Origin of the sequence: Kitasatospora papulosa (assembly GCF_000717245.1) — a bacterium.
Classification (GTDB): domain Bacteria; phylum Actinomycetota; class Actinomycetes; order Streptomycetales; family Streptomycetaceae; genus Streptomyces; species Streptomyces papulosus.
The window spans coordinates 471,326-483,352 of the sequence record NZ_JNYQ01000004.1 but is presented as its reverse complement, the minus strand read 5'-3'; the positions used below and the strand labels follow the sequence as shown (position 1 = coordinate 483,352).

Below are 12,027 nucleotides of genomic sequence, written 5' to 3'. Positions count from 1 at the left end.
GGAGGCGTACATGACCATCATCGACAAGACGGCGGATGTTCCTGCTCCGCGTGGTTCGAACGACGAGAGCGGTCCGCTGCTCGAAGTCCGTGACCTGCACGTGGAGTTCCACACCCGCGACGGCGTGGCCAAGGCCGTCAACGGCGTGAACTACAGCGTCAGCGCCGGCGAGACCCTCGCGGTGCTCGGCGAGTCCGGCTCCGGAAAGTCCGTGACCGCGCAGGCGATCATGGGCATCCTGGACATGCCTCCGGGGCACATCCCCAAGGGCGAGATCCTCTTCCGCGGCCAGGACATGCTCAAGATGTCCAACGAGGAGCGCCGGCAGATCCGCGGCCAGAAGATCGCCATGATCTTCCAGGACGCGCTCTCCTCGCTGAACCCGGTGCTCTCCGTGGGCTACCAGCTCGGCGAGATGTTCCGCGTGCACCAGGGCCTCTCCAAGAAGGAGGCCAAGGCGAAGTCCATCGCACTGATGGACCGCGTGCGCATCCCGGCGGCCAAGGAGCGGGTCAACGACTACCCGCACCAGTTCTCCGGCGGTATGCGCCAGCGCATCATGATCGCGATGGCGCTCGCCCTGGAGCCCGACCTGATCATCGCGGACGAGCCCACCACGGCGCTCGACGTGACCGTCCAGGCCCAGGTCATGGACCTGCTCGCGGAGCTCCAGCGCGACTTCAACATGGGCCTGATCCTGATCACCCACGACCTCGGCGTGGTCGCCGACGTCGCGGACAAGATCGCCGTGATGTACGCGGGCCGGATCGTCGAGACCGCTCCGGTCCACGAGATCTACAAGCGCCCGGCGCACCCGTACACCAAGGGTCTGCTGGAGTCGATCCCGCGCCTGGACCAGAAGGGCCAGGAGCTCTACGCGATCAAGGGCCTGCCGCCCAACCTCCTGCACGTGCCGTCCGGCTGCGCCTTCAACCCGCGCTGCACGATGGCGCAGGACATCTGCCGTACGGAGATCCCGGCCCTGCGCCCGGTGACCGAGCAGGACGGTACCGAGCTGGTCGGCCGCGGCAGCGCCTGCCACTTCTGGAAGGAGACGATCCATGGCTGAGCTCGACAAGAAGTCCGTGGACGCCACCCCGAACGTCGCCGAAGTGGCGACGGTCAACGCGGTCACCGGGACGGAGGCGGTGGCCGCCCTCGACGCCCCGGTGTCGCAGGGTGAGCCGATCCTCCAGGTGCGCAACCTGGTCAAGCACTTCCCGCTGACCCAGGGAATCCTGTTCAAGAAGCAGGTCGGCGCGGTCAAGGCCGTGGACGGCATCTCGTTCGACCTCTACCAGGGCGAGACGCTCGGCATCGTGGGCGAGTCCGGCTGTGGCAAGTCCACCGTCGCCAAGCTCCTGATGACGCTGGAGCGGGCCACCGCCGGTGAGGTCTTCTACAAGGGCCAGGACATCACCAAGCTGTCCGGCCGTGCGCTGAAGGCCGTGCGCCGCAACATCCAGATGGTGTTCCAGGACCCGTACACCTCGCTGAACCCGCGCATGACGGTCGGCGACATCATCGGGGAGACCTTCGAGATCCACCCCGAGGTGGCCCCGAAGGGCGACCGGCGCCGCAAGGTGCAGGACCTCCTGGACGTCGTCGGTCTGAACCCGGAGTACATCAACCGGTACCCGCACCAGTTCTCCGGCGGGCAGCGCCAGCGCATCGGGATCGCCCGGGGCCTCGCGCTCAACCCGGAGATCATCATCTGCGACGAGCCGGTCTCCGCGCTCGACGTGTCGGTGCAGGCGCAGGTCATCAACCTGATGGAGAAGCTCCAGGACGAGTTCAACCTCTCCTACCTCTTCATCGCGCACGACCTGTCGATCGTCCGGCACATCTCGGACCGGGTCGGCGTCATGTACCTCGGCAAGATGGCCGAGATCGGTACGGACACGCAGATCTACGACCACCCGACGCACCCCTACACCCAGGCGCTGCTGTCGGCGGTCCCCGTCCCGGACCCGGACGCCCGCGAGGGCCGCGAGCGGATCATCCTCAGCGGTGACGTCCCGTCGCCGGCCAACCCGCCGTCGGGCTGCCGCTTCCGTACGCGGTGCTGGAAGGCGCAGGACAAGTGCGCCACCGAGGTGCCGCTGCTGGCGATCCCCGAGCGCTTCAAGGCCTCGGACACGCCGGCCGCGCACGAGTCGGCGTGCCACTTCGCGGAGGAGAAGGACGTCGTCCACGCGGCGTAGTGCCTGATCCGACCGACGAGGACGCCCGGCCCCCGAGGGGCCGGGCGTCCTCGCGTTCCGGCAGCCACGTACGGCGTACGGCGTAAGCCGACATGCGACGGGGTGTCATATGGGGTGATATGAGGCATTGAGCACTCAAGGGAACCCTAGGAGGCACTCCATGCGCGGAGCCACACAGGCCAGGTGGGCCGCATGTGCCGTCGCCGTCGCCCTGACGGCGACGGCCTGCGGTGGCGGGGACAGCGGCGGTGGCGGTGGCGCCGACGGGATCGTGAGCTCGTCCTGGGGCGACCCGCAGAACCCGCTGGAGCCGGCGAACACCAACGAGGTCCAGGGCGGCAAGGTCCTCGACATGGTCTTCCGGGGGCTCGTGCGCTACGACCCCAAGACGGGTGAGGCGAAGAACGAGATCGCCGAGAAGATCGACTCGAAGGACTCCCAGAACTTCACGGTCACGATCAAGGACAACTGGACCTTCAGCAACGGTGAGAAGATCACCGCGAAGTCCTTCGTGGACGCCTGGAACTACGGCGCCCTCCTGAAGAACAACCAGAAGAACGCCTACTTCTTCCAGTACATCGACGGCTACGACCAGGTCCACCCGGAATCGGGCTCGGCCACCGCCGACACCCTCTCCGGCCTCAAGGTGGTGAACGACACCACCTTCACGGTCAAGCTGTCGCAGAAGTTCTCGCTCTGGCCCGACACCCTCGGCTACGCGGCCTTCGTCCCGCTGCCCAAGGTCTTCTACACCGACCACGAGGCCTGGCTCTCCAAGCCGGTCGGGAACGGCCCGTACACCATCGACCAGTACGCCAAGGGCTCGTCGATGAACCTGCGCAGGTGGGACGACTACCCCGGCGCGGACAAGGCGCAGAACGGCGGCATCGACCTCAAGGTCTACACCGACAACAACACCGCCTACACCGATCTCACCGCCGGCAACCTCGACCTGGTCGACGACGTGCCGGCCTCGCAGCTGAAGAACGTCAAGGCCGACCTGGGCGACCGCTACATCAACACGCCCGCGGGCATCATCCAGACGCTCGCCTTCCCGTTCTACGAGAAGGCCTGGGACACCCCCGGCGCGGTCAAGGTCCGCCAGGGGCTGTCGATGGCGATCAATCGCGAACAGATCACCGACCAGATCTTCCAGAAGACCCGCACCCCCGCCTCCGACTGGACCTCCCCGGTCCTCGGTGAGGAGGGCGGCTTCAAGAAGGGCCTGTGCGGCTCCGCCTGCGAGTACGACAAGGCGCAGGCCAAGAAGCTGATCCAGGAGGGCGGCGGGATCCCCGGCGGGCAGCTCAAGATCTCGTACAACGCCGACACCGGCTCCCACAAGGAGTGGGTCGACGCGGTCTGCAACAGCATCAACAACGTCATGGGCAACAACAAGGCCTGCGTCGGCGGGCCCGTCGGCACCTTCGCCGACTTCCGGAGCCAGGTCTCCACCCAGAAGCTGACCGGCGCCTGGCGGGCGGGCTGGCAGATGGACTACCCGCTGATCCAGAACTTCCTCCAGCCGCTCTACTACACCAACGCCCCGTCCAACGACGGCAAGTGGAGCGACAAGAAGTTCGACGACCTGGTCGACAAGGCCAACGCGGAGAGCGACAAGGCCACGGCCGTCAGCACCTTCCAGGACGCCGAGAAGGTCCTCGTCGAGCAGATGCCGGTCATCCCGCTCTGGTACCAGAACGGCAGCGCGGGTTACTCGGACAGGGTCGAGAACGTCTCGCTGAACCCCTTCAGCGTCCCGGTGTACGACCAGATCAAGGTCAAGTGACCCCCTGAAGCCGGGGGCCGGTGCGCGGTGACGCACCGGCCGCCCGGCTTTCCGGTCCCTCCGCCCGCTCGCCCCGACCCCCGGAGCCCCTCATGGGACGTTATGTGATCCGGCGGCTGCTGCAGATGATCCCCGTCTTCTTCGGCACCACGCTGCTGATCTTCCTCATGGTGAACGTGATGGGCGACCCCATCGCGGGCCTCTGCGGCGACCGCCAGTGCGACCCCGCGACCGCCGCCCAGCTGCGCACCGAGTTCGGCCTCGACAAGCCCGTCTGGCAGCAGTACCTGACCTACATGGGCAACATCTTCACCGGGGACTTCGGCACCGCGTTCAACGGGCAGAAGGTCACCGAGCTGATGGCCACGGCCTTCCCCATCACCATCCGGCTGACCATCGTCGCCATCGTCTTCGAGATCGTCATCGGGATCAGCCTCGGCGTCGTCACCGGACTGCGCCGCGGACGGCCCGTCGACACCGTGGTGCTCATCCTGACCCTGGTCGTCATCGCCGTCCCCACATTCGTCACCGGCCTCCTGCTCCAGCTCCTGCTGGGAGTGGAGTGGGGCATCATCAAGCCGTCCGTGTCCTCGGAGGCGCCCGTCGACGAGCTCATCGTCCCCGGACTCGTCCTGGCCTCCGTGTCCCTGGCCTACGTCACCCGGCTCACCCGGACCTCGATCGCCGAGAACGCCCGCGCCGACTACGTCCGCACCGCCGTCGCCAAGGGCCTGCCCCGGCGGCGGGTGGTCGTGCGGCACCTGCTGCGCAACTCGCTCATCCCCGTCGTCACCTTCATCGGCACGGACGTGGGAGCCCTGATGGGAGGGGCGATCGTCACCGAGCGCATCTTCAACATCCACGGAGTCGGCTACCAGCTCTACCAGGGGATCCTCCGCCAGAACTCCCAGACCGTCGTCGGGTTCGTCACCGTCCTGGTCCTCGTCTTCCTGGCGGCGAACCTGATCGTCGACCTCCTGTACGCCGTACTCGACCCGAGGATCCGCTATGCCTGAGCAGAAGCCGTGGGACGAGACGACGGGCAGCGGAGCGATCTCGGGGGCCGGCGCGGGCGGCGGCATGGACCTCGCGATGGACGAGGGCACCACACTGGAGAAGACGCCCGGCGGCCCCGAGGGCACCGGACCGGCCGGCAAGCCGCGCAGCCTCTGGTCCGACGCCTGGCGGGACCTGCGCCGCAACCCGGTCTTCATCATCTCCTCGCTGGTCATCCTGTTCCTGGTGATCATCTCGATCTGGCCTTCGCTGATCGCCGACCAGGACCCGCTCGACTGCGACCTGTCCAAGGCCCAGGAGGGCTCCCAGCCCGGCCACCCCTTCGGCTTCGACGGCCAGGGCTGCGACGTCTACACCCGCACCGTCTACGGCGCCCGGACCTCGGTGACCGTCGGTGTCCTCTCGACCCTCGGGGTCTCGCTGCTGGGCGGCGTGTTGGGCGGTCTCGCCGGCTTCTTCGGCAGGGGATGGGACGCCGTGCTCTCCCGCATCACGGACGTCTTCTTCGGCATCCCGGTGGTCCTCGGCGGACTCGTCTTCCTGTCCGTCGTCACCAGCTCCACCGTCTGGCCCGTGATCGGCTTCATCGTGCTGCTGGGCTGGCCGCAGATCGCACGCATCGCGCGCGGCTCCGTCATCACCGCCAAACAGAACGACTACGTCCAGGCGGCCAGGGCACTCGGCGCCTCCAACTCGCGGATGATGCTCCGCCACATCATGCCCAACGCCATCGCGCCCGTCATCGTCGTCGCGACCATCGCCCTGGGCACCTACATCTCGCTGGAGGCGACGCTCTCGTACCTCGGCGTCGGCCTGAAACCGCCGGCCGTCTCCTGGGGCATCGACATCTCCGCCGCCTCCCAGTACGTCCGCAACGCGCCGCACATGCTGCTCTGGCCCGCCGGGGCGCTGGCCGTCACCGTGCTCGCCTTCATCATGCTCGGCGACGCGGTGCGCGACGCCCTCGACCCCAAGCTGCGCTGAGGAGTCCGCCGCCATGTTGCTCGAAGTGCGCGATCTGCACGTGGAGTTCCACACCCGGGACGGTGTGGCCAAGGCCGTCAACGGGGTCAACTACTCGGTCGCCGAGGGCGAGACCCTCGCCGTCCTCGGAGAGTCCGGCTCGGGCAAGTCCGTCACCGCCCAGGCGGTCATGGGCATCCTCGACATGCCGCCCGGCCGGATCAGCGGGGGCGAGATCCTCTTCAAGGACCGCGATCTGCTGAAGCTCAAGGCCGACGAACGCCGGCGGATCCGCGGCCAGGAGATGGCCATGATCTTCCAGGACGCGCTCTCCTCGCTGAACCCGGTGCTCAGCGTGGGGCAGCAGCTCGGCGAGATGTTCGTCGTGCACCGCGGGATGTCCCGCGGGGACGCCCGGGCCAAGGCCATCGAACTCATGGACCGGGTCCGCATCCCGGCGGCCCGGGAACGCGTCGGCGACTTCCCGCACCAGTTCTCCGGCGGTATGCGCCAGCGCATCATGATCGCCATGGCGATGGCGCTCGAACCCTCGCTCATCATCGCCGACGAGCCCACCACCGCCCTCGACGTGACCGTCCAGGCCCAGGTCATGGACCTGCTCGCGGAGCTCCAGCGCGAGCTCAACATGGGGCTCATCCTGATCACGCACGACCTCGGCGTGGTCGCCGACGTCGCCGACAAGATCGCGGTCATGTACGCCGGCCGGATCGTCGAGACCTCGCCCGTCCACGAGATCTACCAGGCTCCCGCCCACCCGTACACCAAGGGCCTGCTGCGCTCGATCCCGCGCCTGGACCAGAAGGGCCAGGAGCTCTACGCGATCAAGGGCCTGCCGCCCAACCTGCTGCACATCCCGCCCGGCTGCGCCTTCCACCCGCGCTGCCCCATGGCCCAGGCCGTGTGCCGTACGGACGTCCCGCCGCTCTACACCGTGGACGAGGAACGACGGAGCGCCTGCCACTTCTGGAAGGAGACGCTCGATGCACGCTGATGACGCGGGACGCGAAGGGCTCTCGGGCGGCTCCACGCTGCTCACCGGGGCGCGGGAGGCGGACCGTACGCGGCCGTACGCCGAGGGGGACCCGATCCTGGAGGTGCGGGGCCTGGTCAAGCACTACCCGCTGACCCGGGGCATCCTCTTCAAGAAGCAGATCGGCGCGGTCAGGGCCGTCGACGGTGTGGACTTCGACCTCGCGGCGGGCGAGACGCTCGGCATCGTGGGGGAGTCCGGCTGCGGGAAGTCGACCGTGGCGAAGATGCTGGTCCATCTGGAGCCGCCGACCGGGGGAGTGATCCGGTACAAGGGCGAGGACGTCACCAAGCTGTCCGGCCGTGCGCTGAAGGCCGTGCGCCGCAACATCCAGATGGTCTTCCAGGACCCGTACACCTCGCTGAACCCGCGCATGACGGTCGGCGACATCATCGGGGAACCGTACGAGATCCACCCCGAGGTGGCGCCCAAGGGGAGCCGCCGGCAGAAGGTTCAGGACCTGCTCGACGTCGTGGGCCTGAACCCCGAGTACATCAACCGGTACCCGCACCAGTTCTCCGGCGGGCAGCGCCAGCGCATCGGGATCGCCCGCGGTCTCGCGCTCAACCCGGAGATCATCGTCGCCGACGAGCCGGTCTCCGCGCTCGACGTGTCGGTGCAGGCGCAGGTCGTCAACCTGCTGGACCGGCTGCAGGCCGAATTCAGCCTGAGTTTCGTGTTCATCGCGCACGACCTGTCGATCGTCCGGCACATCTCGGACCGGGTCGGGGTCATGTACCTGGGACGGATCGTCGAGGTGGGCACGGACGAGGAGATCTACGACCACCCGACGCACCCCTACACCCAGGCGCTGCTGTCGGCCGTCCCGGTGCCGGACCCGTCGGCCCGTGAGCACCGCGAACGGATCATCCTGCACGGCGACGTGCCCTCCCCGGCGAACATCCCGTCCGGCTGCCGCTTCCGCACCCGGTGCTGGAAGGCGCAGGAGCGATGCGAGCGGGAGGTGCCGCTGCTGGCGGTGCCGGCGGTCTTCCGCGACTCGGGTACTCCGGCCCGGCACGACTCGGCGTGCCACTTCGCCGAGGAGAAGCGGGTGGTGCCGCCGGAGGAGCGGAGGGAGGGGCCCGGGGCCGCCGGGGAAGCGCAGCCGCACCCCCCGGACGAGGACACCCCGGGCTCCGGGGGCACGGACGAGGGTGGCGGAGAGGGACGGTGAACGGGCATCGGTTCCGTTAACACGGAGGCAACTCGACCGTCGTCGCACCGATATACGAACACTCCACCATGGAGAACGTACGGCCGTGCGGGTGCCGTGAACCGGCCGGGGCGTTCATCACGTCGCCCCGGCCGGTTACCCGTTCCGGCGCTTCCCCCGAGGTCCCCTTGTCCATCGGCGGACCGCGGTGGAGTATCGCTGAGGTGATACTCACACGGGGAGCCAGAATCACCGGAGCGGTGCTGTGCGCCGTGCTCGCGGCCCTTGTCGCCGCCTGGATCGTGCGGGACCTCCGCGCCGTCGGAGATGCGTCCACCCTGCTGCGCTACTGGGCGGGCTACACCGACGGGTGGCCGAGGAAGCTGCCCGCCACGCTGCAGGCCGACCCGGTGCTGCTCGTCGTGTACGTCCTCGCCCTCCTCGCCGCGCTGCGCTCCTCGGTGGCGGCGTCCGCACTGGTCGTCACCGGACTCGTCACCCTCGTCCTGCGGCTGCCCGGCCTCTGGATCATCGGTTCGTCCTGGACGGGCGACCGGTTCGGCGACGACCTGCGGACGCGCGCGCTCGTCGGCACCTTCGTGACCCTCGCCGCCGGCCTCGCGCTCGTCGTCACCGGCGCCGCCGGCCGCAGGCGGCCCGAGGACATGTACGAGCGACCGCCCACCCGGCCCGGACGGGGCGCGGGCGTCACGGCCTTCCTGGTGCTCGGGGCGTCGGGCGCGGTGCTGATCGCCTGGGAGATCCGCCAGCTCTTCACGCTGCCCGACGAGGTCTATCCCGCCTGGTACATCGGCGGAGAAGCGCTGACACTCGGGCTGATCGCCGCCCCGCCGGGCTGGAGCAGCGTGGCGCTCGGGGTGATCTGCCTGGTGGTGGCGTGGACCGCCCTCTTCCGCGCCGTCCACTCCCGCCCGCTCGGTATGACCGCTGCCGGATTCCTGCTGGTCTCCGGCGTCTGCGGGATCGCCCGGACCGTCCACAACGGGTGGCTGGAACACTTCGGTGAGGCGGAGACCGAGCAGCAGCTCGGCATGCTCACCTCGTTGCTGCTCGCCTTCGCGGGGGCGACGGCCCTGCTGGTCCTGGCGCCCCGGGGGTTGGAGAGCGCCGGCGGACCGGACCAGGGGTACGGCGGCCACGGGCACCCGCAGGCCGAGGCCTACGGGCACCCGCGGGGCGCGACCCCGGGATACGGCTACCCGGGGGCCGGCGCCCCCGGGTACGGATACCCGCAGAGCGGCGGCGGATCCGGTCCCCCGCCGCCGCCCGCGTCCCCGCCGCCCGGCTGGTGAGGCCCCGGGCGCTCCGCACGGGAGGAGTCACGGCCGGGACAGCCCCAGGGACCGGCGGAGGAAGTCCACCTGGAGCAGCAGCAGGTTCTCCGCGACCTGCTCCTGCGGGGTCATGTGCGTGACCCCGCTCAGCGGCAGCACCTCGTGCGGCCGCCCGGCGGACAGCAGCGCGGAGGAGAGCCGCAGCGCGTGGGCGACCACCACGTTGTCGTCGGCCATCCCGTGGACGATCATCATCGGCCGCACGGTGCCGGCCGGCTCGGAGAGCCCCTCGTCGGTCACCACGGAGTTGCGCGCGTACACCTCGGGCTGCTCCGCGGGATCCCCGAGATAGCGCTCGGTGTAGTGGGTGTCGTAGAGCCGCCAGTCCGTCACCGGGGCGCCGACGACGGCCGCGTGGAAGACGTCCGGACGCCGCAGCACCGCGAGCGCCGAGAGGTAGCCGCCGTAGGACCAGCCGCGCATCGCCACCTTCGACAGGTCCAGCGGGAACCGTCCGGCCAGGGCGTGCAGTGCCTCGACCTGGTCGTCGAGGGTGAGGGTCAGGTCGTCCCGCACCGCCTTCTCCCAGCCGGGCGAACGCCCCGGCGCCCCCCGGCCGTCGGCGACGATCACGGCGAAACCGTGGTCCGCGAACCACTGGGACGTGAGGTGCGGATTGTGGGCGGCCACCACCCTGCGGCCGTGCGGGCCGCCGTAGGGGTCCATCAGCACCGGAAGCGGACCGTCTGATTCCTTGTAGCCGGTGGGGAGCAGCACGGCGCACGGGATCCGCCGTGCGCCCCCCTCCGTCAGACGGACCTTCGCGGTCAGGACCGGCTCCTGGGCGAGATTCGCCACGGAGGCGATCCGCACGCCGTCCCGCAGCACGCCGACAGCCGTCCCCGGGTGGTCCGGGGAGGCCGACACCAGGACCGTCACACCTCCCGCGCGCACCGCGGAGTGCACCCCGACGCCCTCGCTGACGCGCTCCACGCCCAGCTCGTTGACCCGGTACACATGGCTCTGCCCGGTCTCCGGGTCCGCAGCGTCCTCGCCCGCGGTCGCCTGCACCAGGATGTCCGACCCGCCGATGTCCAGCACCGCCTGGACGTGCAGCTGGCCGCCGGTCAGCGGGCGGTCACCGACCGAGAGCACCCGCGCGCCCCCCTCGTCGGCGATGCGCACGAGCCGCCCGTCGGGGGCCCAGGCGGGAACCCCGGCGAAAAGATCGAGCCAGATCTCGTCCTCGTCGACATGCACCGTGCGGGTCGCCCCGCTCTCCGTGTCGACGGCCAGATACAGCTGGCTGCGCTGGTCCCGGGCCTGGACCAGGAGCAGCGGGGCGCCGTTCGACGACCAGTGCACCCGCGCCAGGTAGGGGAAGCGGGACCGGTCCCAGACCACCTCGGTGCGGGCCCCCTCCAGATCCGTCACGAAGAGCCTCACCTCGGCGTTGGCCGTCCCCGCCGCCGGGTAGCCCACCTCGGCGGGCCGGTTCCCGGGGTGCGCGGGATCGGCGATCCACCACCGCTGTACGGCGCTGTCGTCGACGCGGGCGACCAGCAGGCGGTCCGAGTCCGGCGACCACCAGAAACCCCGGTAGCGGCTCATCTCCTCCGCCGCGAGGAACTCCGCGACGCCGTAGGAGACGTGGGCGTCCTCGGGCTCCGCGACCGCCCGGTCGCCGTCGCCCTCCGCCCCCACGACCCGCAGCGCGCCCCGCGAGACGTAGGCGACGTGCCGCCCGTCGGGCGAGGGGCGCGGGTCGATCACCGGACCGGGCACCGGCAGGGCGCGTGCCGTGCCGGCCCTCAACTCGGCGACGTACGCCCTGCCGGAGAGCGCGAAGGCCGCCAACTCCGCGGCGTCGTCCACCGCGTAGCCCACGATGCCCGCCGAACCCTCCCTGACCCGCTCCCGGCGCGCCCTCTCCTGCGGCGACAGCGCCTCCGCGGAACCGCCCAGCAGGGCGGCCGGGTCGGCGGCCACGCGCTCCTCACCCGTCCCGGTGTCCAGCACCAGGAGGCGGTTGGTCCGGTCGGAGCCCGAGGCCGACCTGAGGAAGATCACCCGCGTCCCATCCGGTGAGACGGTGAAGGCCCGAGGTGCGCCGAGAGTGAACCTCTGGGTCCGGGCGTGCTGGAGGGGAAAAGACAGCTTCTTCGAGGTCATGGCTCCGAACCTAGTCCGCCCCGGGCGGTCCGTGCGCCCCTCGTGCTGCTGTGCCCCGATCAATGCGTCGGCACGGATAGTTATGATCCGTAGCGCTCGGTGGGTATGAACCTGCTGGCTCCATGTGTGCTGCCCGTCCCGACCGTACTGATGGAGGTGAACCGCCGTGGCACTCTCGATTTCGGCGGTGGTGCTGCTGGCGATCGTCGTCTTCCTGCTGATCCGGAAATCCGGACTCAAGGGCGGACACGCGGTGGTCTGCATGTTGCTGGGGTTCTACCTCGCGAGCTCGTCGATCGCCCCGACCATCTCGGAGGTGACGTCGAACGTGGCAGGCATGATCGGGGGGATCAAGTTCTGATCGGGTGCGCCGCCGGGCG

The 12,027-nt window shown here is 69.7% G+C and carries 10 protein-coding genes; 9 read left to right on the top strand and 1 reads right to left on the bottom strand.

Going from position 1 to position 12,027, the window contains the following annotated elements; genetic code table 11:
• Positions 1-10: 10 nt before the first annotated feature.
• The 8 genes from IA22_RS0113385 to IA22_RS0113350 all read left to right on the top strand — a co-directional run bounded on the left by IA22_RS0113385 (position 11) and on the right by IA22_RS0113350 (position 9,493).
• Positions 11-1,069 carry an ABC transporter ATP-binding protein gene (locus tag IA22_RS0113385; RefSeq protein WP_014154266.1) on the top strand — a complete coding sequence of 353 codons (1,059 nt, stop codon included), beginning with the start codon at positions 11-13 and terminating at the stop codon, positions 1,067-1,069.
• Positions 1,062-2,204: an ABC transporter ATP-binding protein gene (locus tag IA22_RS0113380; protein WP_030123719.1), complete on the top strand. Its 1,143-nt coding sequence runs from the start codon at positions 1,062-1,064 to the stop codon at positions 2,202-2,204. The genes IA22_RS0113385 and IA22_RS0113380 overlap by 8 nt, the downstream gene beginning before the upstream one ends.
• A gap of 160 nt (positions 2,205-2,364) precedes the next feature.
• Positions 2,365-3,993, top strand: coding sequence for a peptide ABC transporter substrate-binding protein (locus tag IA22_RS0113375; RefSeq protein WP_030123718.1), 1,629 nt, complete (start codon positions 2,365-2,367; stop codon positions 3,991-3,993).
• Between the two features lie 92 nt (positions 3,994-4,085).
• Positions 4,086-5,009: an ABC transporter permease gene (locus tag IA22_RS0113370; protein ID WP_014154263.1), complete on the top strand. Its 924-nt coding sequence runs from the start codon at positions 4,086-4,088 to the stop codon at positions 5,007-5,009.
• A complete protein-coding gene (locus IA22_RS0113365; RefSeq protein WP_030123717.1) occupies positions 5,002-5,994 on the top strand; it encodes an ABC transporter permease in 993 nt (330 codons plus the stop codon). Before IA22_RS0113370 ends, IA22_RS0113365 begins: the two co-directional genes overlap by 8 nt.
• Positions 5,995-6,007: 13 nt before the next feature.
• Positions 6,008-6,985, top strand: a complete 978-nt coding sequence (locus IA22_RS0113360) for an ABC transporter ATP-binding protein (protein ID WP_014154261.1) — start codon at positions 6,008-6,010, stop codon at positions 6,983-6,985.
• A complete protein-coding gene (locus tag IA22_RS0113355) occupies positions 6,975-8,201 on the top strand; it encodes an ABC transporter ATP-binding protein (protein ID WP_030123716.1) in 1,227 nt (408 codons plus the stop codon). Before IA22_RS0113360 ends, IA22_RS0113355 begins: the two co-directional genes overlap by 11 nt.
• Before the next feature lie 203 nt (positions 8,202-8,404).
• On the top strand, positions 8,405-9,493 hold the full coding sequence (locus IA22_RS0113350; RefSeq protein WP_030123715.1) for a hypothetical protein: 1,089 nt from the start codon (positions 8,405-8,407) through the stop codon (positions 9,491-9,493).
• 27 nt (positions 9,494-9,520) lie between these two features.
• Here the strand turns inward: IA22_RS0113350 and IA22_RS0113345 are convergent, their stop codons facing one another.
• Entirely contained in the window at positions 9,521-11,647 is a 2,127-nt protein-coding gene (locus tag IA22_RS0113345) for a S9 family peptidase (protein WP_030123714.1), read from the bottom strand.
• 166 nt (positions 11,648-11,813) lie between these two features.
• On the opposite strand from IA22_RS0113345, the gene IA22_RS0113340 reads away from it, so the two are divergent.
• Positions 11,814-12,008, top strand: coding sequence for a hypothetical protein (locus IA22_RS0113340; protein ID WP_014154257.1), 195 nt, complete (start codon positions 11,814-11,816; stop codon positions 12,006-12,008).
• The last annotated feature ends 19 nt before the right edge of the window (positions 12,009-12,027 follow it).

Excerpts from the sequence above, each read along its gene's own strand:
- IA22_RS0113360 (WP_014154261.1), top strand. The coding sequence starts at position 6,008 with ATGTTGCTCGAAGTGCGCGATCTGCACGTGGAGTTCCACACCCGGGAC.
- IA22_RS0113355 (WP_030123716.1), top strand. The coding sequence starts at position 6,975 with ATGCACGCTGATGACGCGGGACGCGAAGGGCTCTCGGGCGGCTCCACG.
- IA22_RS0113385 (WP_014154266.1), top strand. The coding sequence starts at position 11 with ATGACCATCATCGACAAGACGGCGGATGTTCCTGCTCCGCGTGGTTCG.
- IA22_RS0113380 (WP_030123719.1), top strand. The coding sequence starts at position 1,062 with ATGGCTGAGCTCGACAAGAAGTCCGTGGACGCCACCCCGAACGTCGCC.
- IA22_RS0113365 (WP_030123717.1), top strand. The coding sequence starts at position 5,002 with ATGCCTGAGCAGAAGCCGTGGGACGAGACGACGGGCAGCGGAGCGATC.
- IA22_RS0113370 (WP_014154263.1), top strand. The coding sequence starts at position 4,086 with ATGGGACGTTATGTGATCCGGCGGCTGCTGCAGATGATCCCCGTCTTC.
- IA22_RS0113345 (WP_030123714.1), bottom strand. The coding sequence starts at position 11,647 with ATGACCTCGAAGAAGCTGTCTTTTCCCCTCCAGCACGCCCGGACCCAG.
- IA22_RS0113375 (WP_030123718.1), top strand. The coding sequence starts at position 2,365 with ATGCGCGGAGCCACACAGGCCAGGTGGGCCGCATGTGCCGTCGCCGTC.